The sequence below is a fragment of the Enterovirga sp. genome (assembly GCF_035325185.1).
GTDB lineage: Bacteria > Pseudomonadota > Alphaproteobacteria > Rhizobiales > Beijerinckiaceae > Enterovirga.
This window is the reverse complement of the sequence record NZ_DAOLAJ010000002.1, coordinates 63,789-86,837: the sequence shown is the minus strand read 5'-3', so window position 1 is coordinate 86,837 and position 23,049 is coordinate 63,789. Positions and strand designations below refer to the sequence as shown.

The window sequence follows — 23,049 nt, the reverse complement described above, 5'->3', positions numbered from 1 at the left end:
GATTGCGATATGCCAACAGCAAAATGCAGGTTTTTCTGGCGATGCCGCCGGGGAGGAATACACTTGCTATCTTGAGGGTGCTGCCTGAGAGACGATCGTTGTGCTCGAGGAATCTTGAAATGAGTGGCATCCCGCTGACGCGATGTCAGTTTCTTATTCCATTTGTCGGAATTCTTAAAGATGCTGGATCTTCTCCAGATCCTATCTTAAAGAAATTCCGTCTTCCGGTATCCCTGGAAGAGAAAGCTCATCACTATATTCCGATTTTGCCAGCGATCAGCTTCGCTGAAGCGGCGCGGCGCTCGCAAGGTGTTGTCGACTTTGGATTTCAGGCCGCCCGTCAGTTGCAGTTTTCCCATTTGAGCGAGAGGCTTCGTGTCTTGGTCAGCCATTCCCCGACGCTGTTCACCGCGCTCCGGCAAACCTGCAAATGGTCCTCGACCGAGAACACGAGCTTGAGCATGTGGCTCGAGCCCTGCGGCGATCAGATTCGGATTTGCAGCAGGCTGATCGGAGCCGAGGGACTCCCGCATCTCGAGCATTCGCAATGGCTCCAGCTGGTCTTCACCATCCACATCGTCCGACATTTCGTCGGTCCGCACTGGAGCCCGGCAACGATCGCCTTTGAAGCCCGCTACGCGCCGGCGCTCGAAACGCAATCGCTCTGGCCCCATTCCCGTTTCCTGTCGGGCCAGCATGCCTCCTGGATCGATGTACCTGTCTCGCACCTGAGTCTCCCCGCCCCTCCAACCGAACTTCCGGCTCCGTCGAACGCCGACGGGGATGGCCCTTCCGGGTATGAAATCGCCGAATTGGTCAGGCTGATGTTGCCTGCCTATCTGGACGAGGGGCTTCCCACTCTCGATGAAGTCGCGGATATGGCCGGCCTCAGCGCTCGAAGCTTTCAACGCAGGCTGTCTCTCTTCGGCCTCAGCTATTCGGACCTTGTCAGCGCTGCGCGGTTCGAGAATGCCAGAAAGCTGCTGCGCGACACCGATGCCAAGGTTATCGAGGTCGCATTCGCATCCGGATATACCGATCATGCGCACTTCACCCGTGCCTTCCGCCGCATGGCTGGCGTGACGCCCCGGCATTTTCGCCAGCAATCACGCCAGCAAGACTGAGGCTGGTCAATCAGGGAACGGACGGCACCGCATCGCACAACCGCCTCCATGTGACGCGGCTCCCCGAGCGGCCCAAAGTGCTTCCTACTCGAACAAGGTCACCGCCTCGATCGGATGGCGCCCTGCCGGCCAATCGGGAGGGGAGCATGACGCAAGGCCGTGCGGCAGACCGGCGGGCAGCGAAAAGGGGAGCGTAGAACTCTCGTCGTGTTGATCCCCTGGCGTGCTCCTGACAGGTTCGCGCAATGCCGCCGCGCGTCCTGGCGGCCTGGGAGAAGCGGGTGTCGTCGGTCGGAATCGAGGAAGGCGCGGTTGCGGTCGACTTGATCGCGGTGCTGGCGGCGGCGACCGGTGCCGAGCCGCGCGTCTTGACCGTCCGGGGCGGGGACAGGCTGCCGTCCGGCCCTTTCGAACTCGGCCATCGCTCGCTGCAATCGGGCCTGCGCGCCTGGGTCGAAGAGCAGACGGGCCATCCCGTCGGCTATGTCGAGCAGCTCTACACCTTCGCCGATCGCGACCGCGCCGCCGACGGTACGCGCATGATCTCGATCAGCTATCTCGGCCTCACGCGGGAGGCGGCGAGCGCGCGCGACGCGCAATGGCACGGCTGGTACGAATATTTCCCCTGGGAGGACCATCGCCAGGGCGTGCCGGCTTTCGTCGGCTCGTTCATCGCACCTCGCCTCGCGGCCTGGGCCGAGGGTGCCGAAACGGCTCCCTTGCGGCAGGCGCGCCGGCTCCGCGCGGCCATCGCCTTCGGGCTCGACGAGGAAACCTGGAACGAGGATTTCGTGCTCCAGCGCTACGAGCTTCTCTATGAGGCCGGGCTGATCCCGGAAGCCGGTGCCGAGGCGGCGGTTCCCGGGCGCCGGATGGCGGGCGACCATCGGCGCATCCTCGCGACCGCGATCGCGCGGCTGCGGGCCAAGATCAAATACCGGCCGGTCGTCTTCGAGCTGATGCCGCCCGCCTTCACGCTGCTCCAGCTTCAGCGCACCGTCGAGGCGCTGGCAGGGCATCCGCTGCACAAGCAGAACTTCCGCCGGCTGATCGAGCAGCAGGAACTGGTCGAGGAAACCGGCACCATCAGCGCCGAGACCGGCGGACGCCCCGCCAAGCTCTTCCGCTTCCGCCAATCCGTTCTCGCCGAGCGCGCCGTCGTCGGATCGAAGCTGCCGCTCGCCCGCTCTTGACGGCTCTTATGCTCCGAATAAGTATAAGATATCTTATTCTTATTCGGAGCATAAATTGGCCTCCTTCGCGTCTGCTGAGCGGCCTCCCGCGGCCGACCTCTAGGCCCGCGTCTCGCGCGTCATTCCGCCCTTCGAATGGCCGGCTTTCGCGGAGGACGCGGAGGCGATCCTGCGCCTCAAGCGCGAGCGGAACGCGGTGGTCCAACTGTCATACCCGGCGCGCCGAAGGCGCCGAAAGGGGATCCCGGAGGGCTCGCAGGGTTCACGTGACAACAGACCTTAGCCTTTTGTTTGAGCAGGATCTTTTCCGAAAATCGGACTCCACTTTTCGGGATTATGCTCTACGCGCCGCTTTGGATCTGTCGGCGCACCTCGTCGGCCAATGGGTGGAGCCTTTCCGGGGGGGCGGCCCCGACCAGGCTGTAGGCCAGGCCGTCATCGGCCCAGACATAGCCGCTGACGCCCTCCTCCCGATGGGGAGACATCGGCATGTCCTTCGTCCCCGCCATCGGACGCGCCATGACGACGAGCCGCAAGCCGCGGTCGTCGTCATACATGAGAAGCGCTGCCGCGCCCCCGCTCGTCGGAACGACACGTCCGCCCATGAACCGATAGCCCGACGCGCCGAGATTCGGAATCATGACGGGCCGGCCGATGCTTTGCCTCATCCAGGCGGCGAGCGTCTCCCGATCGTCGGCGCGAATCTCGACCGGCCGCATCCGGTCATGGGCATAGACCACGTAGCTGGCGCTGGCCTCGCGGGCGATCGCGTCCCCCTTCGCGGCAAACACTCCCCTGTCGCGCAGGGTCCAGCCGCCGACGCCGCCGAGGCAGACCAGGATCGCCGCCGCCGCGGCCAGAAGCCATCGCGCGGGCCCCGGCCTCCGCCTCCTGTCCTCGATCATGCGCGACAGGTTCAGTTCCGGCGGCAACGGCTCGTCCGCGACCGGGCCGTACAGCGCCCGGAGAAGCTCGCCCTGCCCGGCATAGCCCGCGATGCGCCGCGCGACATCGGGATGCTTGTCGAGATAGGCGACGACGTCCCCGCGGCGCTCGCCATCGAGGTCGCCGTCGACGAAGCGGTTGAGATCGTCTTCGGTGATCGGGCGGGGAGTCATTTCACGCTCCGAAGGGTCGGACGGGATTCGGCGGCGGGATCGGCCGACATCAACCTGAACAGCCGCTCTCGCGCGCGGGACAGGCGGGACATGACGGTCCCGATCGGGACGCCCAGGACGCGCGCCGCGTCGGCATAGGAAAGCTCCTCGACCGTCACCAGCAGCAGCACGGTCCGCTGGTCCTCGCTCAGCTTGGACAGGCCGGCCAGCAGATCCCGGTAGCGGAGGCGATCCTCCTGGGGAGCGCCCAGGGCAAGGGGCGTCCCGCCCACATCGTCGAGCGGGACATGGACCGGCCGCTGCGAGGCACGGCGCAATCGCGTCATGGCGAGATTGTGCAGGATGGCGAAGATCCAGGGGCGGACATCGTCCTCGTTGCGTCGCTGATGCCAGCGGCTCACGGCCCGCTCCAGGCAGTCCTGGACGAGATCATCGGCGGCGGAGCGATCGCGCAGCAGCGCCCGCGCATAGCGGCGCAGGGCCGGGATGACGGGCTCGATCGAGCGCACCATGTCGGTGCTCATATCCATCCTTCCCTGGCCGGCCGGCTCGGCGGACCGCCTCGCGACGTGCGTCGTCCGAAAGCCCCCGCGAGGGTCCAGACACCGGCGGGCCTCGATTATTCCACGCCATGAGGGAGATTTGGGCAGGAATCATACGAAATCCGGTAGATTGCGGAGGGTCCCGGGCCTCTGAAATTTTCGAAGCCGGATGGAATAAGGCGCCACGGCGTGCGTCTTCCGACGAGCGTTCAAGGGCGGCTTTGGCCGCTGACGGAGGATCTGCCATGCTGACGCGACGCGTTCTGATGCTGTCAGGGGTCGCCGGGCTCGCAGCCGTCTGGCTCCGGCCGGACAACGAGGCCGGGGCCGCGGAAGTCTACGCCGTCTCCTACAGCGACGACGAATGGCGCCGGCGCCTGACGCCGCAGCAATATGCCGTGCTGCGGCGGGAGGGGACGGAGCGGCCCTATTCGAGCCCGCTCAACGACGAGCATCGGCGAGGCTCCTTCTCCTGCGCCGGCTGCGACAACGAGCTGTTCTCCTCCTCCGCCAAGTTCGAGAGCGGCACCGGCTGGCCGAGCTTCTGGGCCCCGCTGGCCGGGGCAGTCGGCGAGACGCGCGACATGTCCTATGGCATGGTCCGCAAAGCCGTCCATTGTGCCCGCTGCGGCGGCCATCTCGGCCATGTCTTCGATGACGGGCCGAAGCCAACCGGCCTTCGCTATTGCATGAACGGGGTGGCGATGACCTTCAAGCCGCTTCCCGCCTGAGGCCGACATGCTGCTCTTCGCCCTCGCCTTCCTCGGCGGCGTGCTGACCATCGCGAGCCCGTGCATCCTGCCGGTTCTTCCCTTCGTCTTCGCGCGCGCGGGGCAGCCCTTCCTGCGTGCGGGCCTTCCGATGCTCGCCGGCATGGCGGCGAGCTTCGCGCTGGTCGCGACGCTCGCGGCCGTCGCCGGCGGCTGGGCGGTGGCGGCCAACCAATACGGCCGGGCTGCGGCGATGGTATTGCTGGGGCTGTTCGGCCTCGCCCTCCTCGTGCCGCGCCTGGCCGAGCGCCTGACGGCCCCGCTCGTCTCGCTCGGCGGGCGGCTGTCGCAATCCGCGGAGGGGGACCCGAGCGGAATCGCCGCCTCCGTTCTGCTCGGCGTCGCGACGGGCCTGCTCTGGGCGCCCTGCGCCGGGCCGGTCCTGGGCCTCATCCTCACCGGGGCCGCCCTCAACGGCGCGACGATCGGAACGAGCCTTCTGCTGCTCGCCTATGCGGCCGGCGCCGCGACGTCGCTGGCGCTGGCATTGCTCGTCGGCGGGCGTGTCTTCGCGGCGATGAAAAGCACGCTCGGCATCGGCGAATGGGCCCGGCGCGGACTCGGCGCGCTCGTGCTGGCCGCGGTCGGCGCGATCGCTCTCGGCCTCGATACCGGCCCCCTCACGCGCCTGTCTCTGGCCGGCACGAGCACGCTGGAGCAGGGCCTGATCGACCGGCTGAGCCCGACGCCCCCGCCCGGCCCGGCCATGATGGCAGGCGGCGACGGCAATCCGGCCATGATGAGCGCAAACCCCGCCATGATGAGCGGCAATCCGGCCATGATGGCCGGAAAGGGCGCATCGGAAGCCGCTGCTCTGCCCGTCGAGGGCGCGCTGCCCTCGCTCGAAGGCGCCACGGACTGGCTCAACTCACCGCCCCTGACGGCTGAAGGGCTGAAGGGCAAGGTGGTGCTGATCGATTTCTGGACCTATTCCTGCATCAACTGCCTGCGCGCCATTCCCTATGTCCGCGCCTGGGCCGAGAAGTACAAGGACCAGGGATTGGTCGTCATCGGCGTCCATGCGCCGGAATTCGCCTTCGAGCGCGACCTCGGGAATGTCAGACAGGCGGCGGCCGGCCTGAATATCGCCTATCCGATCGCCGTCGACAACGGCTACGCCATCTGGCGCGCCTTCAAGAACCGCTATTGGCCGGCCCATTACTTCGTGGATGCGCAAGGACGCATCCGGCACCACCATTTCGGCGAAGGCGGCTATGAAGAATCCGAGCGCGTCATCCAGCAACTGCTCGCGGAGAGCGGCAGCCCCAGCGTCGCGACCGGGACGGTCGATGTGAAGGCCACCGGCGCCGAGGCGGCTTCCAACGTCAGGGAGGTGCTGTCGCCCGAAGCCTATATCGGCTTCGAGCGAGCCGAGAACTTCGTCTCGCCGGGCGGCATCGTCTCCGACGCCTCGCACGTCTATGCGGCCGGCGAGCCACGGCTCAACGAATGGGGCCTCGTCGGCGACTGGACGGTGACGAAGCAGCATGCCCGCCTGAACGCCGCCGAGGGCGGCCTCGTCTTCCGCTTCCACGCGCGCGACCTGCACCTCGTTCTCGGCGCGGCCGCCGGCGAGCCCATTCCCTTCCGCATCACGATCGACGGCGCCGCGCCGGGAGAGGCGCATGGCATGGACGTGAACGAAAAGGGCGAAGGCGTCCTCACGGGCCAGCGGCTCTACCAGCTCGTCCGGCAGAAGGGGGCGATCGCCGACCGCACCTTCGAAATCCGCTTCCTTGCTCCGGGCGTGGACGCCTACGCCTTCACCTTCGGCTGAGACCTGGGAGAAAGCCGATGAAACCGCTCTTCATATCGATCGCCAGCGCCGCGTTCCTCGCGCTCGCGGGACACTTCGCGCAGGCACAGGAAGGGATCGCGATCCCCCCGCCCACGGCCGATGCGGCGCCGGCCGGCGCGAGCGAGGTGGCGGTGCTGGCCGGAGGCTGCTTCTGGGGCGTCCAAGGCGTGTTCCAGCGCGTCGACGGCGTCACCAATGCGGTCTCGGGCTACGCGGGCGGCGACAGGTCGAGCGCCCGCTACGAGACCGTCGGCAGCGGCCGCACCGGGCATGCCGAGGCGGTCGAGGTGACCTTCGATCCCCGCAAGATCAGCTACGGACGCATCCTCCAGATCTATTTCTCGGTGGCGCACGACCCGACCCAGCTCAACCGCCAGGGGCCCGATCGCGGACCCCAATACCGCTCGGCGATCTTTCCGCGGAGCGAGGAACAGGCCAAGCTCGCCAAGGCCTATATCGCGCAGCTCAACAAGGCCCGCGTCTTCAGCGCGGCCATCGTGACCAAAATTGAGCCGGATCGGGAATTCTTCCCGGCCGAGGACTATCATCAGGATTTCCTGACCCGCAATCCGACCTATCCGTACATCGTCTTCAATGACCTGCCGAAGATCGACAATCTGAAGCGGCTCTTCCCGCAGGATTTCCGACAGGAGCCGGTTCTGGTCGCGGCCGCTCGCAAATCCCCATAGCCCTGCGCCGCGGACGGCAGAGGGCGCTGGATATCCGGCCCCATGGGCGCTGCAAGACGCCCCTGATCAAGCCGACAGGCTCCATGGCTGAAATACAGGGAGGCCCGGCCTTCCCGGCCGAGCCTCCTCATCGGCCGCCCGCGTGGCTTACGCGGCGGCCGAAACCGCTCGAGGCTTGTCGTCCTCCCCGACCGCATCGAGGGGAACGTTGCGGGTTTCCGGCGCCCAGATCTGGCAGACGACCCCTCCGACGATCATCACGACGACGCAGGCGCCAAGGGCGGTTCCGACCCCGTGATGCTGAACCACCACGGGCAGGAGGAAGGTGCTGAGCGCGGAGCCGAAGCGGCTCGTTGCGGTCGCCAACCCGACGCCGGAGGCGCGCAGATGGGTCGGGAACAGTTCAGGCGGATAGATGAACTCCAGGTTGGCCGCCGCCGACAGCGTCAGGGCAAAGAGCGCGAACACGATCACGACGCCTGTCGACCCCATCACGTTGGCAGCCAGCACAGCCAGCAATGCGGCCCCGATATAGAATGTCGTGATCAGGAAGACCCGGCGCGGAATCCTGTCGATCACGATCATCCCGATGACCGCACCCAGCATGAGGAACCCGTTATAGACGAGACTGCCGGTGAACTTGTCGGAGACGTGGAGGGATTCGAGAATTTTCGGCAGAAATGTTCCAAGAGCGAAATAGGGAATGACCTGGCAGACGTAGAAGATGCCGCCCACCGCGGTCCGGGCACGCCATTTGCGCGAGAACAGCTCGGCCCATTCGCCGCCCTTCTTGCGCTGCTCGGAGATGACGGCGGGCAGGGCGACGTCGAGGCCGAGCTTCTGCGTGATGATTCGCCTCGCCTCCTCGGCCCTGCCTTTCTTGACGAGCCAAAGCGGGGATTCGGGGATGCCCAGGCGCAAGGCGAAAATGCAAAGGGCGGGAACGGCGCTGAGGGCCAGCATATGGCGCCACGCATCCGGACCCGTATCGCGGATCACGAACCCCGCCAGATAGGCGGCCGTGTAGCCTGCGGCCCAGGCGATCGCCATGAGGCTGAGGAGCCGGCCGCGATGCCTCATCGGCGAAAGCTCGGTGACCAGCGACTTGCTGACGACGTAGTCGGCCCCAAGGATGAATCCGAGCATCAGGCGCAACACGAGCAGATGCCAGGCTTCGGTCGCGAAATACTGCGCTCCCGATATGATCGCGGCGAGAAGCATGTCGTAGCCGAATATGGTCCGGCGCCCGACGCGATCGGCGATCACGCCGGTCACGAGAGCGCCGACGAAAAGCCCGCAGAGGGCGGCGGCTCCCAGGAGGCCCATCTGCAAGGCGGAGAGTTGCAAGGGTCCGGCGGCGATCGCGACGGCGATGCCGATGATTCCAAGCTCGAATCCGTCAGCGAACTGTCCTCCGCAGCCGCTCAGGCCGAGGTGGATGTGAAATTTGCGGAAGCCCACTTCCTCGAAGGGAACCTGCCGCGCGGTTGCTGTTGTCGTCACGGTTCCCTCCTTCAGTTGCTGGCTTCGGCGCCATGGGCGGCGCGATGAAGAATCGGCTGGATCTCCTCTTGCGAGAGAAAGCCGCCCTCGACGGCGACCTCGAGAAAGGGCCGCTGCCCGGCGGCAGCCGCGCGGACGATGGCGGAGACTTTCGCGTATCCGAGCGCCGGCACGAGGGCCGTGGCCAGGGCGCTGGACGACAGCAGGTGCTGGCGTGACGTTTCCTCGTTCGCGACCAGGTCGCGGATGCAGCGCTCCGCGAAGATCCGGGCCGAATTGTCGAGCAGTCGAACGCTCTCGAGCACCCGGTCGCAGACGAGAAGCTCGTAATGGTTGATTTCGAGAAGTCCCTGCTGGCAGGCCAGCGCGACAGCCGTGTCGTTGCCGGTGATGGCGAGGGCCACCTGGCACACTGCGATCGGGATGACCGGATTGATCTTCCCCGGCATGATCGAGGAGCCGGCCTGCACCGACGGCAGCGTGATTTCCGCAAGGCCGCCCGCCGGGCCCGAGGACAGGATGATCAGGTCGTTCGCGATCTTCCAGAGCGTGTTGGACGTATTGCGCAGCTCCGCCGAGAACCGGGCGAAGACATCCATGTTCTGCATGGCGTCGAAGGCGTTGCCGGCCGGCTTCACCTCGGCGCCGACGAGCGCGGAGAGGTGCCGGCAGACGGCGGCCGTGTAGCCCGGCCTTGCGCCGAAGCCCGTCCCGATCGCCGTTCCCCCCAAGGGAACCGTCAGGAAGTGGCCGCGCAGGTCCTCCAGCTGATCGGCATGCCGCGCGACGGCGGCCGCATAGCCGCCGAACGCCTGTCCCAGCGTCATCGGCTGGGCGTCCTGCAGGCAGGTGCGGCCGAGGCGCAGCAGCGTCGCGTATTGCGTGGCTTTCTCCGAAAGGGCCCGAGCGAGCTGCCTCAGCGCCCCGGGTGTCGTCGCCGAAGCTCTATAGACTGCGATCTTGAGGGCCGTCGGGATGACGTCGTTGGTCGACTGACAGAGATTGACGTGATCATTTGGATGAACATACGAATAGTCGCCGGCGGATTTGCCGGCGGCGAGCGCCACGATATTTGCGATCACCTCGTTGACGTTCATATTGGTCGACGTGCCGCCCGATCCCTCGAACATGTCGACGAGGAAATGCGCATCGTGCTTCCCGGTCCGGATGTCCTCGCAGGCGGCGGAAATGGCGGCTGCCTGATCCGGCGTCAGTCCGCCGAGGTCCAGGTTCGCGCCCGCCGCGGCCTGCTTCACGGTTGCAATGGCGGAGATGAACTCCTTCCATGTCGCGATCGGGCGACCCGAGATCGCAAAATTGGCCAGGGATCGATAGGTGTTGATCCCGTATAGAGCGCTCTCGGGTAATTCTGCCTCGCCAAGGCTGTCCCGTTCAACACGATTTCTTGTCATGCGTCCTGTCTCCACCCTCTCGAGCATTTTGCTCGCGCGGCGGAGAAGGCAGCATCATGGCGCTTGATACAACGTATTTCGATTTTAATTACTTAGACTTAATTGCATTGTTAGCGGGACTAATGATGCCGGTCGCGGGCGAGGAATCGAGGCCGGATATCGTCGCCTGGACGAGACGGTCGCGGCCAGGCGGGCCGCCTGCACGGCGGCAAGTCCATAAATTACGAGGGGGTCCCGGTCGGCGCCGCGGTGGCCCTCAAGGTGAACCATGGAATGAGCGTCCGAAGGCGCGGCATGGCCTGCGCGACGATGGTCGAGCGTGCAAGCTCGGCGATGCGCGGGGCCAGATTCGACAGATCGCCCCGGCGAATGACGAGGAGCAGCTCACGGGAAAACCCCGGGCCGGGCAGCGGCAGCACCTCGACATGGGCTGCGTGAGCAATTCCCTGCAACATGCATAGAGGTGTGGTGATGGCCACTCCCATGCCCGTGGCGACCATGGCAATCAGGCTATCCGACGTGTCGAATTCAAAGGCCCGCGGCGGGCGCAGGCCCGAGCGGCTCAGATGCCGCTCGACCTGACCGCCGACATAGGAGCGGGCGCTGTGCCTGACGAGACGGTGGCGCTCGAGGATCTCCGGCAAGTCCCGACCCTCGAGCTTCGCTCGCAGGTCGCGGGGCACGACCAGCACATAGGGTTCCCGATAGAACGGGAAGCGCTCAATATCCTCCAGGTCGTCCATCCTGTCGCAGGTAATTGCCGCGTCGATCATTCGCCGCAGCAGCGCCTCCGCATGAGACGCGGAGAGCCCGGACCAGACGGAGAGGCTCAGAGCCGTCGTGCCGGTCATGAGTTCCTTGACGAGATAGGCGCCCACGGTGCCGGCATAGGAGTCCACAAGGCCAAGGCGCAGATCGATCCGCTCGGGCAAGGTTGCGGCAGCTCTCAACGAACCCAGCAAGGCCTCGTAATCGCGGTTGAGATCGAGGATACGGCTCGCAAGGATGCGCCCGGCCCGCGTGGGCACGAGCGGCCGGCGGCTTCGATCCAGAAGCCTCGTGCCCGCGGCCTCCTCGGCCCGTCTCACGGCTTGGGATACGGCGGATTGCGTGATCTGAAAGCGCTGGGCCGCGTCGTGCATGCTGCCCGTTTCCACTACGGTGGCCACGATTTGCAGTGTTTTCAGGTCCGGGAGGGGCCGCATCGCTCTGGTCGGTGAAGCTCGAGTCGGCAAGAGCTTACGAGTGTCCATATGGCCATCTTATTGTCGATGAATGCCCCCATCTATCCGCTACGAGCTTTGATCCCCCGGTTTTGCTTACGCGGGGCTCAGTCTGCTTTCCGTCCGGCTGACTCGGACGTGATGCAGCGGAGGGCCGAGTGAATGCGGAGCCGTCCGCGACGGTGTCGCGCAGCCGTGAAATCCCGCCCGGCACGCGGATGCCCTTCAAGAAGCGACGATGCAACCTTATCGGCACCGACGGCCAGATCGACTGACCGATCTATCAAACGGCCGTCCTGACCCATCTGCGCAACAAGCTGAGATCCAGTGACGTCTGGCGCCTCGAAGCACCCCGATGCCAGCCAGCGCCGCGCCTGCGGGTAGGCCAAGGCGGCAGGTCGCCGGGCATCCAGCGTCATGGCGCCCCCCGTCTTCACGACATGGCGCAGGCCGTCGAACACCTCCCGCAGCGAATGCTCCCGCTGCCCGGGCCCTTCCGGCAGAAGCGCAAGATACGACGCCGCCAGCGCCCATTCCTCGTCCGAGACGTCGGAAGGGTAGCTCTTGCGAATCATCCCCCAAACTGAACCTTCGGGGAATCCCAGTCCATAGCAGCCTGCTAGAGACAGCGCCTTCAAGCGATCGCTGTGCCCCCCGGCACAGGCCAGTTGACAGGAGGGCAACTGCTTGGCATTGACCCCGAAATTGCGAATGGCCCAGAGAGGTGAACAGATGGGATAAGTATGTCTCCTCGAGAACTCGCATCTTTTTCTATGTTTCCTGAGGTTACCATCATAATCAACGTCGTGCGCTTGGCGCCTGACGGAACGCAAAAACTTACCGCTGTCGACTGCAGATCTCACACTTCGGAAGATGCGAGGGCTCTTCCGCCCGGCTGGAAGCCTTCTGCATTTGATCTAAGCACATTCTCATCAGACTAGCCTTCGCCAGAAATCTCGCGCCGGCTTGCGGCCCATGGTGCGGTGGCTGGCAGCGATGACGAGGTCCAGGACTGTGATGGGGCGACCGAATTCCCGGCCTTGGCGAGCCGCTAGGAAGCCTTCGGCCAAGGGGGGGGGAGCACGCCGGAACGTTTGGGCGCCGTTGTCGATTTCAAACTTTGCAGCTCGCTCCAACGGGGCTACGCTTGCACAATCCAAGGCGAGTTGGCATCGCGGATGCCTGCCTCGGATTGCGGGACCCCATATCGGCATCAATTATGCTATGATTTGCTTTGCTCTTGGAGAGTCGCCGGTACGACGCCATATGATAAAGTACAATATGCCCGGCCTACGATTACAGCCAATACTGCCGGGATTGCCGGTATTCGGGCCGTCATCACACGCCATTTCAGAGCGGAATGAGGTCCACTCAGCAAGCCCTGACGTTCGTCTCTCACATTGTCCGCGAAAAGTAGCCGTGACAGCCGCTGTGACAGAACGTCGCCCGGTCGGGCAGCCGCAAGTCGAAGGTTCACCTCGCCACCGAGCCCGCCTTCGCCCGGTTGCCGGGGTTCATAACCCTGGCTGCGCGCAACATCGGGCCGGCGCGGCAGACGGTGAAGATCGGCCTCGTCCGAGCAAGCCCGGCCCGATAATGATAAGTCAAATTTTGCATCGCGCTACGCCGCAACGTCAAACCACTTCAGACAGTGAAAACTCCACAGCGAAACCTCTCTCCAAAAGCCAAAAAAAGAAGACTCCTGGAGCTGAATACAAAAATGACTAACATATCTCCCGACCTAAAAAGAAACCTGGCCGCCGCCGCTCGGAACCTGCGGGCATTGGGGCGGGAAGAGTCATTTCTCGATCTGTTCCAATACTCTCATTGCATCGGAGCAAATGACGAGGAAAGGGAGAGGAAAATCCTGAGGAAAAGAATTAATGGTGTTACCATAATAATTCCAACGTATAAAGGCTACGAACGAATATCACGCACTCTCAATAGCATCTTATCTCAGAATGAAGCGCGAAGCCGGTTTGAGGTGATTGTTGTATCCAACGGGCCGATGGACGGAACTGAGAATATTGTCAATCAGTACAAGACATTAAATCCAGATCTAAGAATCTCATTCATCAGATCCGAGGTTGCGAGCGCCGCAATCGCAAGGAACGTCGGCTTGCAGCATGCGGCCTTTGCGTATTGCACATTTTTGGATGACGATGATTTTATATCCCCTGCCTTCGTCAGCACACTTCTCAATTACGCCCAGCCCGACCGTATCGTCCTGTCTGAGGTGGTTGACTTCGATGAAGCAGAACGCAAAGTCTCGGCCATCACGTTACAAGCCAGGAGGGCAAGGCAGATCCATCAATCAATGGAAATTACTCGGCTGAATAACGTTAGCGGAATACTTTCTATGACATGTGCAAAGCTCGCTCCAACATCGGCGCTTCTCCGCTTCGATTTTGATGGCGCGCTACGCAGTGGAGAGGACGTGATATTTTGGGCACAAGTAGTACTTAATTGTAATTTATCCATCTTCTTTCCAGAGGAAAGCAGCGAAGCTATATATTACAGAGAAATTCGCTCAGGTTCCGTATCTAGGCGGGAGACCGAATTTGAATTCTCGGTCAGTGAAAGACTCCAGGTCCTTTCTCGTCTAGAGGGAGTGGAACAGAGCATTTCAAATCCGCTTACTCCTGCGGCAGCAGACTTTATAAAATCCAGGTACGCAGGTCAAATTGGATTTATCACGAGATATTTGTCGAACTATAAAGATAAATATAGTAACTTTCTTGACTCGTCTCACGATCTTAAGATCTCATCCGCGATTGTCGAGGCCGTAAATGACCATTTAGCTGACACGGTTGTTATCAGCTATTGCTTCCCGCCTTATAATGATACCTCCGCCCTGGTCATGATGAAAAGGTTGCTGAGCTTGGAATGGCCGGTTCATGTCATTTCAAATAACATGTCATCTGTCCGAGACTTGAATCCATCTCTAAAGGAAGTGATCTGCAATCGAATCGCCTCGCACCATGAAATCAGCGAGCCGGCCACCTTTAACAATGGACCTGGCCTTCAGAAATTTGCTGATATCTCTTTAGAGATATTTCAAAAAATTTCCAAGCAGAGGAAACAAAAGAAGATATTCTCCCGGGCGATGTGGCCGGGGTCCTTTTTTGCCTCCGCTCTTATAAAGGCGAAACATCCGGAGATACACTGGACCGCCGAATTTTCGGATCCGTTGCTGCTCGATATTCACGGCAAGGAGCGGCAAGGAGATATTTCTCAGGACTGGATCACCTCGACAGGCATTCGGGAGCATATAGGCGACGTGCCATCGGAACACCTGTCCAACGGAAAGCACCTTAAGCTATTCATGCTTGCGGAGTTGCTTCCTTACGCCATGGCGGATGAGATCATATTTACCAACGAGAACCAAAGAAACTATATGCTCTCGCAGCCGTGGGCAGCCGAGGTCCGTCAAAGGGCCATGTCGGTCTCCAAGATCCTACCGCAACCCACGCTGCCCGAAGGTTACTATGCCCTCGGCAAGCCGAGCATTGCCGTGAATCGAAGCAAGACGAATATCGGATTCTTCGGCACATTTTATCCGACCAGGGGCCTGAAGGAAGTTCTTCTTGCTCTCTATAATGCACCATCAAGCATTCGAGACGCCGTCAGTCTTCATATTGTCTCCCCTAACCCGGAGGTTCTGAGAGATACGATAGCCGCCCTCAACCTTGAGACGACGGTTATGTTTCATGGGAGCTTGCTTTATTTTGACTGCCTGGCCTCGTTTGGCGCCATGGACTATCTTCTGGTCAACGATGCAGTCACCATTGGATCAAAAAGTACTAATCCTTATTTGCCATCGAAGATCAGCGATTATCTGGGCAGCGGCCGTCCCATCTGGGCTCTGGTGGAGCCCGGCAGCCCTCTTTCGCAGCTGATATTACCCGCGGGATCAATCAGTAGTACATTGGGCAATGAGACGGATGCTCTTTTTGCGCTCAGGGAGATGGTATCCAGAAAATTGCCATAGGACGTTGGCCGACACGATTTGAGCCTCGAGCCGCGCCTTCCCCATCCGGGCTCGAGGGACCGGCGGGAGGCTGCAGCGTGGGGTTCTCGAGCCGGATCGAGACGCCTTCCCGTAGACGGGAGCCTCGTCGAACAGAGCGAACCGGGACGACGCCCATGCCGCAGCCATGGGGCGTTTCTCCCCTCGCGCCTTTTCCCGTGCCCGCGTGAGCGCCGCCTGCGACGCCGTCACGCTCCCGCCGACGCCGGAGAAGCTGCACGCGAGCCCCTGTCCCCTCGGGGACATTGAATGGGCGCGGCAAGATCCAGAGGCTCCCGCGCCGTCGGACAGGCGGCGAGCGCGATTTTCCTCCGTCAGTCTCCCGGCGTCAGCAGGTAGACATAAGCCTTCGACTGCCACCCTTGAACGGTCCAAGGTCTCTCGTCGGGGCCGACGCCCCCATGCGATTCCAGCGTCCTGCCCCGGTGAAGCAGCACGACATGGCCGATGCGTTGCGGCGAATCCGCCGGCTTCAGGAAGGCGATCCTGACGGCCCCGTCATCGAGGCGGCCCGCGCTTCGGTCGACCGGCCTGAAGCCCTGGGCCTTCACCCAGTCGTGCTGGACGACCGAGCCGTCGGGAAACCTGCCGCCGAGGCTGGTCGAGCGACGGATGGCCTCCCGCACGAACCCGCTGCAATCGACCTCGACGAAGTCGCGTCCCGGCACCTGTTGTCCGGGTTTGATCTTCGCCCCGAGGCCGTAGCGGACGCGGGGATGCGACGTCATGCAGGCGACCAGGAAGGCATGAGCCTTGGCGATGTCGATCGGAAGCACCGCAGGACTGCCGAACGGACTCGCTCCCTCGGTCCCACCCTCGTCGGGCGGCAGGTCGCCGCGTCCGTCCGCGCCGTAATTCGTCAGGTCGGCAGCGCGGGGATCCACCGGCGCTTCCGTCCCGCCGCGAGGAGCCGCAGGATCGAAATCCTCCTGTGCGGCGTCAACGTGTTCGTCAGCCATCTCGCCCTCCCTCCCGGCTTTTGCCGTCCCGATCAAGATAATCCCCAAATAGAGCTTGACGCAAACGCAAGTTGTTGTTCCATACTCCTCAAGTTCTTCTCAAGGGGGTGCCCTCCCCGGCGACTCCCGCGGCCGCCGGCGGCCATCGAGCGCCGGCGGCCGCGAACGAGCCGGGACGGATGTTCGAGCCGCAGGAGCGAGCGATGAATTCGGACGATCTCACGCTGACCGAAAGCGAGCTGGATGCGGCCAGGGCCGCGCGCGAGGAAATGGCGTTCCCGGTCCCGCCCGACGAGGGAGGCGTCGAGACGACCCAGCCGGGAGGCGCGGCCTCCGCGACGCCGATCTCCGATACGGCTTTCGACCTGATCGTCGAGTTCGAGGTCAGCAGCGAGCAGGTCTATACGCGCAAATACCGCGGTCCGATCTGGCCCGGCGGCGCCTCGGGCGTGACGATCGGGATCGGCTACGATGTCGGCTACGCCACGAAAGCCCAGCTCGCGGCCGATTTCGGGGGGGCGATCCCGGACGGGATGATCGCCGCCCTCGGCGCCGCCATCGGCGTCACCGGCACGGCCGCCCAGAACATGGCGCGCCGCCTCGCAGGCTCGGTCGACGTGCCGTGGCCGGCCGCGATCGGCGTCCATCGCCGGAAGGTTGTGCCGCGCTGGGTCGGCCTGGTGGAGCGGTCGCTGCCGCGAACGGGCGAGATCGGCCCGGATTGCCTCGGCGCGCTCGTCTCGCTCACCTACAACCGCGGCCCCTCCTTCAGCACGGCCGGCGACCGCTATGCCGAGATGCGGTCGATCAAGAGCCATATGAGCGCGGGGAATTTCCGTGCCGTGCCGGGCGACATCCGCGCGATGAAGCGCCTGTGGCCGACCGTGCCGGGCCTCCAGAAGCGGCGGGAGCGGGAGGCGCGGCTTTTCGAGCGGGGTCTCCAGGCATGAGGCCGGAGCCGGCGCCCCGGCCGGAAGCCCGATGGGGAAACGGAGCGACGCCATGACCGGAACGGCTGCCGGGACGGATGCGCGCATCGTCACCTTGAGGACGCTGCCCGGGCGAGGCGGCCTGGAATCGGCCCGGCATCGCGGAGGGCGCAACCGATGAGGCTCGATTGGGATGCGGCGGCCGATCCGACAGCCCTGGCCGGGACGGTTTCGGTCGCTGTCCGGGGCCGGGAGCGCGGCGGCCTCGAAGGCGCGCCTGCAGCGCGGGGCTCGACCGAGAGCGAGCGCGTCGCGCGGCTCGGCGAGGCGCTGGCGCTGGCGAAGCCGGCCCTGCCGCCGGGCGAATGGCCCGAGGTGAGGCGCCGCATCGAGGAGGGGGCCCGCTCGGGACTCGCCAAGCTGAACGAAGGCGCCCGGCCCTCCGCCTTCACCTTCGCCGAGCATGTCGGCCTCGAATCCGTGATCCTGACGGACGGGACGCGCCCCAGCCTGTTCGTCCGCGGCGGCACCATCGACCTCGCCGCGCCCGATATCGGCGAATGGAAAGGCCAGCTCGGCCGAGCCGAGGACCGGATCCGGTCGGTGATCCGGTCGGTGGGCCGCGTCGACGTCCCGGTCGCCCCCGGCTTCGCGGGAACCTGCTTCGTGCTCGCTGAGGGGCTCGTCCTGACCAACCGGCACGTGCTCGAAGCCATCGCGGTCGAGAACACGCCGGGCGACTGGGTTCTCAAATGGCCCGGCGACATCCGGATCGACTTCGTGGCGGAGGACGGAGCGCGGGATGCGACCGCCTTCAAGGTGACGGGGGTCGCCTTCGCCGGAGCCGATCAGATCGCGGGGACGATCAACTTCGCCCATCTCGACGCCGCCGTCCTGCGGGTCGACCCGGCGAGCGATTCCGGCCACCGCTTTCCCGATCCGGTCGTGATATCGGCCGATACCGCGCAGCCGAGATCCGGCCGCGACCTCTACGCGGTCGGCTTTCCGGGCAAGCCCATGACCTGGATGTTCGAGGGCGTGCCGCCCTCCGGCTTCGAGACGGCCGCGGTGATCTCGTCGGTGTTCAACGCGGAGTTCGAGGTCAAGCGGCTGTCGCCGGGGACCGTCCTGTCGGGCCCGGCGGGGATCGCGGGCGACGAGCGGGGCTGGATATTCGCGCACGACGCCTCGACCCTCGGGGGCAGTTCGGGATCGTGCGTGGCCGATCTCACGGGCGGCGGACTCACGGTCGTCGGGCTGCATTTCGGGGGGCTGAACCGAAAGCAGAACTGGGCGCATGCCGTCTCCCGGTTGCAGGAGAGCCTGGCGCCCCTGCTCCCGGTGCCGGTCGCATGAGGATGCCGATGGCGGGGACGACACCCTTGTCGCCGAACGATGCGGAGACGCTCGTCGGTCTCCTGTCGCAGGCCCTGAGCTTCGAGGACCTCGAAGCCTATGTCTATCTCGGAACGGGCGACCGCCTCTACGACGAATTCGTCGGCCGGGGCCTGCCCAAGAAGCCGACCTTGCGCAACCTGATCGAGGCCCTGGAACGGCAGGCGATCACCGACAGGTTCCTGCGGGTCGTCTATCAGCAGCGCCCCTACCAGACCGAGTTGCGGGCCTGCATCGTCCGGCTCTATCCCGCGATCACCGCCGCGGCGGCACGCGAGCCGATCAAGTTCGCTTTCCAGAAGGGCGGCGAGCCCGCCGGCGGCGAGAGCGACGGTCCCGGGCTCGAGCGCAACGTCAAGCCGGCGCTCGGGACCTTCGACGCCGAGATCTGGCTGGCGCGGTTCGAGACGATCAAGCGCCAAGTCTGCCGCGTGGAGGCGGACGGCGCACCGCTCGGCACCGGCTTCCTTGTGGGCCCCTCCGCGATCCTCACCAACTGGCACGTGATGCGCGAGGCGCGGAGCCGCGGGGTCGCGGAGCGGGTGGCCTGCCGCTTCGACTACCGCCGGCTGACGGACGGCTCCGTCGATGCCGGCACGGTACTGAGGGTCGAGGCGGTCGCCGACGAGCGGCCGTGCAGCGATGCGGAGCTGACGGCGGCCCCCGACACGCCGCCGCCCGCGCCCGACGAGCTGGACTATGCGCTCCTGACGCTCGCCGGGTCCGTGCCGGAACGGGGCTTCCTGAAGCTCGCCGAGCCGCCCCCCTCGGGCCCGCACGACCCGCTGATCATCGTCCAGCATCCGAACGGCTCCCCCTTGCAGTTCGCCCTCGACACGGATGCGGTGATCGGCTCCGTCCATGACGGCCTGCGGCTGCGCTACCAGACCAACACGGCCCCGGGCTCGTCGGGCTCCCCCTGCTTCGGCATGGGCTGGGACCTTCTCGCCCTGCACCATCTGGGAGACCCGGCCATGGGGCTCGCGACCTACAACCAGGGAGTTCCGGTCGGATTGATCCGCGCGAGCATCCTCCGGCGGGGCGCGGGCTCCCTCCTCGGCGGATGAGCCGGCATGGCCTGGACGCTCGCCGCGGATCCGATCCAGCTCGAGAAGCTGAGGGCCGCGACCTATCAGTTCTGCGACGCGGCGGATGTCGAACTGGCCTTGCGCCGCTATCCCGGAAATCGCGGCCGCGGCGACACCTTCCCGGACCGCTTCACGCTCGATTCGCTGACCCAATCCTGCATCGACGTCCTGTCGCGCGAGAACCCCTATTACGCGCTGTCCTTCGTGCTCCGGCTCATCGAGCAGAAATGGTCCTCGGCTCCTCTGCGGCGCAGCATCACCTATGCCGTGCCCTCCCTGGTGCGTCCGCCGCGCGGCTTCGATCCCCAGATCGCCGCCGTCGAGAAGGGGCTCGGCGTCCTGGCGGAGGCTCTTCCCGAGAACCCGGGCCGCGGGTCTCTCGGGGACGAGACGCTGTTCCGCGGGATCTGCGAGAACAGGGGCGACATCGAGGCCGTGGCCTCCTCGCTCGAGCGGCTGGGAGCCCTGAAGGCGCTGCACGACGCGCTGCACATGCTCCAGGTGCTCGGGTCCGGCTGGCTGTCGCCCGTCGCCGCCCGGCCCCTGGCGGGCGAGGCGGCCTCCATCCAGGCGTTGCTCCAGGGCGTGACGGCGGCGGCGGCGGCCGACACCTTCGGCCTGCCGCCCGACATGACGGCCGCCTTCGAGCGCTGCCGGGACGGAGCGGCCGATGCCGCAAGGCGGCTCGGCACCGGGGACGGCGACGAAGCCGCCTTCGCCTGCGCGAGCCTGCGGGCTCTTCTGATCCGCGAGCCGCCGCTGATCGACGAGGCCATGCTCGCCCTCTGGCGGGACCTGCCCTGGCGCAGCTTCTGCGCGCTCTTTCCGACCGACCCGACCAGCCCGGCGCTGGTGGAGGCGCGCGACGCCGCGATCGATCTCGGCGACACGCTGCGCCGCCGCCTCATGGAGCATGCCCTCTGGCAGGCCTCCGACCTTCGCGTCTATGCGGTCGAGGAACTCCTGTCGCGGCCCGCCGCGCCGCCGCTCGCGGATCTCCAGCCCGTCCTGCTCCCGCTCCTGAACGATCTGCGCACGCTCCTGGACCCCTCCGCCGTCGCGCGCGCCGTCACCCCGATGGGCGATGCGATCCTGCGGCATCTCGCGCGCACCGATCCCGGCGTGGGGCGCGCGCCGCCGACGCCGGACGATGCCGGCGACCTCCGGGACGCCTTCGACGAGGTCCGCCGATGCGCCCGCTCGGCCTTCCTCGACGTGGACCAGAAGCTGCGCGCGGACCTGACCCGGCTCCTCACCCTCAAGGGGCCGATCGAGCTCCTCCTGGCCCGCGTGCCGCCGCATTGCGGATTCCTCCTGCTATGAGCGGGGAACGCGCCACGGCCGGGGCGGAAGCGGCGGACGCGCTGGTCGCCCGTCATCAGAAGATGCTGTCGGGCAGCGTCCAGGGCGATCTCCCGGCGGCCGAGATCGCCGGATTCGTCGACGAGATCGCGGCGGCCGGCGCGGCGACGCCGGCCGGCTCCTCGCGCGACGCCTTGCGCAACATCCTCTATTTCTGGGCGGGCGACCTCGCGAATCGCGGCGAGCGGACCCGTGACGCGCCGCTTCCGAAGCTCGCCCCCTTCGCCGGGACGGCGGATCCGGGGCCGCGGACCGAGACATCGCTGCCGCAGCCTCCGTCGATCGCGCCGGACGATCTGATACTCCCCATGCGCGCTCGCGGATCGACGAGCATCCTGCGGGGCATCGAGAAGCTCATCCGCCGATCCCCGCCGCCTCCCGCGGCGGCGCCCGACCCGGACGGCGACATCGAGCGGGAGGCGCGGGCGCGCTCGATCCTGCGCCTCGCGGCCCTCGCCCGGCAATGGCGCACCACGAAGGACGCGGAGACGAGGCACGGCTATCTGCTGACCGGCAAGGCGCTGACGGAAGCCTCGCTCTACGTGGAGGAAGACGCCGACATCCGGGCGCTCGTCGAGGCGAGCCAGGACGCGGCCGGCTCCGCCGAGCGGCGCCGGCGCAACGTCAGGAGGGCTTTCGTCACACTGCTGATCCTCGCGCTCGGCGGCGCGGCGCTCGCGATCTACTTCTTCGAGGAGCAGCAGAAGAAGCTCCTGGTGCTCGAGCTCCAGGAGCAGCAGATCGCCTCCATCGGCATCGCCCGGGAGCGCGACAACATCCGCCGGCAGGCGCGCCGCGCGATCGACGCGCTCGAGCGCGACGACATCGCTCCCCTCAGGAGATTTCTCCAGGATGTCGGGGATGCGAATCCGGACGAGCTCGCCCGGTTGCGCCTCGATCCCGCCCCGGCCGGCCCGCTCCTCGACATCGCCTCGCAGAAAAAGCCGCAAAAGGCCGCTTGGACGAGCCCCCCGCGCCAGGCCGGCCCGGGGGACGACTGCAAGGGGTTCCTGTGGCTCGGCAGCAAGGACGACAGCCGCCTCGCCGACAAGCGCGACCCCTCCGCATTGAAGCCCGGCGAGAGCGTCGCCCTCGACAACCGCTCCGACATCCGCCTGCGCACCGACTGGCCGAACCCGGACACCTACGCGATGAGCGCGCAGAACGGGCTCGTGCCCGCAGGCGCGATCGTGACGATCACGAGCGAGACGCGCGCGTTCCGGGCCGGACAGGTCTGGGCGGCCGTCTCCGTCCCGCGCGAATATTGCACGACCGCCTTCCTGCAATATGCCGGCCCGGCGACCGGCACCGCTCCCGTGCTGGCCGCCCTGCACCAGCTCGGCATCCAGACCCCGCCGGCCGAGCAGGTCGCGACCGCCAAGGGGCTGGCCGAGGTGCGCTATTTCTGGCCGGAGGACCGGGCCGTGTCCGAACGGGCGGCGGCCGCCTTGCGCTCCGCCCTCCCCGGCCGGAATGTCCGGCTGCTCGCCCTCACCAATTTTCCGACCAAGCCGCCGTCCGGGACCATCGAGGTCTGGATGGATCTCGGCGGCTGACGAGGAGCCTGCAGATGAGCATTCTGGTCGAGCTGCCGGAGGACCAATATCGCAAGGACGCCTTCGCGGCGTTCGATCCCGCAGGCGAGTTCTCGATCGGCACCGCCCGCAGCATGGCCTGGATGTCCCAGCTCGCCTACGAGACGCGGTTTCCCGACAAGATCGAGCGGATCGGCAGCCTGTGGGGCCTGCGCGAGGTGCGCTGCCTGCGCGAGCCCTCCGGCAGCACGCTGCCCATGCCGAGGACCAGGGGCGTGCTGGCCGCGACGGGCGAGGCCACGATCCTCGCTTTCGCCGGGACGGACCCGCTCAGCCTCATGAACTGGATCACCGATTTCTCGCTCGGCCGGCGCGAGGC

The 23,049-nt window shown here is 65.5% G+C and carries 18 protein-coding genes and 2 pseudogenes; 13 read left to right on the top strand and 7 right to left on the bottom strand.

The features are described from left to right. Window positions 1-119: 119 nt before the first annotated feature. From PKD06_RS00850 to PKD06_RS00840, 3 genes and pseudogenes are all read left to right on the top strand, one after another. Window positions 120-1,124 (top strand): helix-turn-helix domain-containing protein, encoded by a 1,005-nt coding sequence (locus PKD06_RS00850; protein ID WP_324376783.1) that lies wholly within the window; start codon window positions 120-122, stop codon window positions 1,122-1,124. Between the two features lie 281 nt (window positions 1,125-1,405). Continuing rightward, on the top strand, window positions 1,406-2,317 hold the full coding sequence (locus PKD06_RS00845; RefSeq protein WP_324376781.1) for a hypothetical protein: 912 nt from the start codon (window positions 1,406-1,408) through the stop codon (window positions 2,315-2,317). Between the two features lie 55 nt (window positions 2,318-2,372). Continuing rightward, window positions 2,373-2,519 (top strand): annotated as a pseudogene (locus PKD06_RS00840) (quinolinate synthase NadA); the annotation flags it as partial. Between the two features lie 139 nt (window positions 2,520-2,658). On the opposite strand, the gene PKD06_RS00835 reads toward PKD06_RS00840, so the two are convergent. Together PKD06_RS00835 and PKD06_RS00830 are read right to left on the bottom strand one after the other, a co-directional pair. Continuing rightward, a complete protein-coding gene (locus tag PKD06_RS00835; RefSeq protein WP_324376779.1) occupies window positions 2,659-3,435 on the bottom strand; it encodes an anti-sigma factor in 777 nt (258 codons plus the stop codon). Then, on the bottom strand, window positions 3,432-3,965 hold the full coding sequence (locus PKD06_RS00830) for a sigma-70 family RNA polymerase sigma factor (protein ID WP_324376777.1): 534 nt from the start codon (window positions 3,963-3,965) through the stop codon (window positions 3,432-3,434). The genes PKD06_RS00835 and PKD06_RS00830 overlap by 4 nt, the downstream gene beginning before the upstream one ends. Before the next feature lie 257 nt (window positions 3,966-4,222). On the opposite strand from PKD06_RS00830, the gene msrB reads away from it, so the two are divergent. From msrB to msrA, 3 genes are read left to right on the top strand one after another with little or no spacing between them, the layout of a single operon-like run. Beyond that, complete coding sequence (gene msrB / locus PKD06_RS00825) at window positions 4,223-4,708, top strand: peptide-methionine (R)-S-oxide reductase MsrB (protein WP_324376774.1); 486 nt, start codon at window positions 4,223-4,225, stop codon at window positions 4,706-4,708. 7 nt (window positions 4,709-4,715) lie between these two features. Then, the gene (locus PKD06_RS00820; protein ID WP_324376772.1) at window positions 4,716-6,524 is read left to right on the top strand and encodes a cytochrome c biogenesis protein CcdA; all 1,809 of its coding nucleotides are present in this window, start codon (window positions 4,716-4,718) and stop codon (window positions 6,522-6,524) included. A gap of 17 nt (window positions 6,525-6,541) precedes the next feature. Continuing rightward, window positions 6,542-7,234: a peptide-methionine (S)-S-oxide reductase MsrA gene (gene msrA / locus PKD06_RS00815; protein WP_324376770.1), complete on the top strand. Its 693-nt coding sequence runs from the start codon at window positions 6,542-6,544 to the stop codon at window positions 7,232-7,234. 147 nt (window positions 7,235-7,381) lie between these two features. Here the strand turns inward: msrA and PKD06_RS00810 are convergent, their stop codons facing one another. The 4 genes from PKD06_RS00810 to PKD06_RS00795 form a co-directional block, all read right to left on the bottom strand. Beyond that, complete coding sequence (locus PKD06_RS00810; protein ID WP_324376768.1) at window positions 7,382-8,737, bottom strand: MFS transporter; 1,356 nt, start codon at window positions 8,735-8,737, stop codon at window positions 7,382-7,384. Window positions 8,738-8,748: 11 nt separating this feature from the next. Beyond that, entirely contained in the window at window positions 8,749-10,149 is a 1,401-nt protein-coding gene (locus PKD06_RS00805; RefSeq protein WP_324376766.1) for an aspartate ammonia-lyase, read from the bottom strand. Window positions 10,150-10,370: 221 nt separating this feature from the next. Continuing rightward, window positions 10,371-11,354: a LysR family transcriptional regulator gene (locus PKD06_RS00800; RefSeq protein WP_324376764.1), complete on the bottom strand. Its 984-nt coding sequence runs from the start codon at window positions 11,352-11,354 to the stop codon at window positions 10,371-10,373. 125 nt (window positions 11,355-11,479) lie between these two features. Continuing rightward, window positions 11,480-11,947 (bottom strand): hypothetical protein, encoded by a 468-nt coding sequence (locus PKD06_RS00795; RefSeq protein ID WP_324376763.1) that lies wholly within the window; start codon window positions 11,945-11,947, stop codon window positions 11,480-11,482. 1,145 nt (window positions 11,948-13,092) lie between these two features. On the opposite strand from PKD06_RS00795, the gene PKD06_RS00790 reads away from it, so the two are divergent. After that, window positions 13,093-15,363 (top strand): glycosyltransferase, encoded by a 2,271-nt coding sequence (locus PKD06_RS00790; protein WP_324376761.1) that lies wholly within the window; start codon window positions 13,093-13,095, stop codon window positions 15,361-15,363. A 353-nt stretch (window positions 15,364-15,716) separates the two neighbouring features. Here the strand turns inward: PKD06_RS00790 and PKD06_RS00785 are convergent, their stop codons facing one another. Beyond that, window positions 15,717-16,286: a hypothetical protein gene (locus PKD06_RS00785; RefSeq protein ID WP_324376759.1), complete on the bottom strand. Its 570-nt coding sequence runs from the start codon at window positions 16,284-16,286 to the stop codon at window positions 15,717-15,719. Window positions 16,287-16,564: 278 nt separating this feature from the next. Between PKD06_RS00785 and PKD06_RS00780 the strand changes: the two genes are divergently transcribed. The 6 genes and pseudogenes from PKD06_RS00780 to PKD06_RS00755 form a co-directional block, all read left to right on the top strand. Continuing rightward, entirely contained in the window at window positions 16,565-17,311 is a 747-nt protein-coding gene (locus PKD06_RS00780; protein WP_324376757.1) for a hypothetical protein, read from the top strand. 156 nt (window positions 17,312-17,467) lie between these two features. Further along, window positions 17,468-18,646, top strand: a complete 1,179-nt coding sequence (locus PKD06_RS00775) for a serine protease (RefSeq protein WP_324376755.1) — start codon at window positions 17,468-17,470, stop codon at window positions 18,644-18,646. Window positions 18,647-18,654: 8 nt separating this feature from the next. After that, the gene (locus tag PKD06_RS00770) at window positions 18,655-19,752 is read left to right on the top strand and encodes a serine protease (RefSeq protein ID WP_324376753.1); all 1,098 of its coding nucleotides are present in this window, start codon (window positions 18,655-18,657) and stop codon (window positions 19,750-19,752) included. A gap of 6 nt (window positions 19,753-19,758) precedes the next feature. Next, complete coding sequence (locus tag PKD06_RS00765; protein ID WP_324376751.1) at window positions 19,759-21,096, top strand: hypothetical protein; 1,338 nt, start codon at window positions 19,759-19,761, stop codon at window positions 21,094-21,096. After that, window positions 21,093-22,691: a hypothetical protein gene (locus PKD06_RS00760; protein WP_324376749.1), complete on the top strand. Its 1,599-nt coding sequence runs from the start codon at window positions 21,093-21,095 to the stop codon at window positions 22,689-22,691. The genes PKD06_RS00765 and PKD06_RS00760 overlap by 4 nt, the downstream gene beginning before the upstream one ends. Before the next feature lie 14 nt (window positions 22,692-22,705). After that, window positions 22,706-23,049: pseudogene (locus PKD06_RS00755) on the top strand (lipase family protein); the annotation flags it as partial.

Coding starts and splice junctions, on each gene's coding strand:
- PKD06_RS00850 (WP_324376783.1), top strand. CDS start 120: ATGAGTGGCATCCCGCTGACGCGATGTCAGTTTCTTATTCCATTTGTC.
- PKD06_RS00835 (WP_324376779.1), bottom strand. CDS start 3,435: ATGACTCCCCGCCCGATCACCGAAGACGATCTCAACCGCTTCGTCGAC.
- PKD06_RS00830 (WP_324376777.1), bottom strand. CDS start 3,965: ATGGATATGAGCACCGACATGGTGCGCTCGATCGAGCCCGTCATCCCG.
- msrB (WP_324376774.1), top strand. CDS start 4,223: ATGCTGACGCGACGCGTTCTGATGCTGTCAGGGGTCGCCGGGCTCGCA.
- PKD06_RS00820 (WP_324376772.1), top strand. CDS start 4,716: ATGCTGCTCTTCGCCCTCGCCTTCCTCGGCGGCGTGCTGACCATCGCG.
- msrA (WP_324376770.1), top strand. CDS start 6,542: ATGAAACCGCTCTTCATATCGATCGCCAGCGCCGCGTTCCTCGCGCTC.
- PKD06_RS00805 (WP_324376766.1), bottom strand. CDS start 10,149: ATGACAAGAAATCGTGTTGAACGGGACAGCCTTGGCGAGGCAGAATTA.
- PKD06_RS00800 (WP_324376764.1), bottom strand. CDS start 11,354: ATGCGGCCCCTCCCGGACCTGAAAACACTGCAAATCGTGGCCACCGTA.
- PKD06_RS00795 (WP_324376763.1), bottom strand. CDS start 11,947: ATGATTCGCAAGAGCTACCCTTCCGACGTCTCGGACGAGGAATGGGCG.
- PKD06_RS00790 (WP_324376761.1), top strand. CDS start 13,093: ATGACTAACATATCTCCCGACCTAAAAAGAAACCTGGCCGCCGCCGCT.
- PKD06_RS00780 (WP_324376757.1), top strand. CDS start 16,565: ATGAATTCGGACGATCTCACGCTGACCGAAAGCGAGCTGGATGCGGCC.
- PKD06_RS00775 (WP_324376755.1), top strand. CDS start 17,468: ATGAGGCTCGATTGGGATGCGGCGGCCGATCCGACAGCCCTGGCCGGG.
- PKD06_RS00770 (WP_324376753.1), top strand. CDS start 18,655: ATGGCGGGGACGACACCCTTGTCGCCGAACGATGCGGAGACGCTCGTC.
- PKD06_RS00765 (WP_324376751.1), top strand. CDS start 19,759: ATGGCCTGGACGCTCGCCGCGGATCCGATCCAGCTCGAGAAGCTGAGG.
- PKD06_RS00760 (WP_324376749.1), top strand. CDS start 21,093: ATGAGCGGGGAACGCGCCACGGCCGGGGCGGAAGCGGCGGACGCGCTG.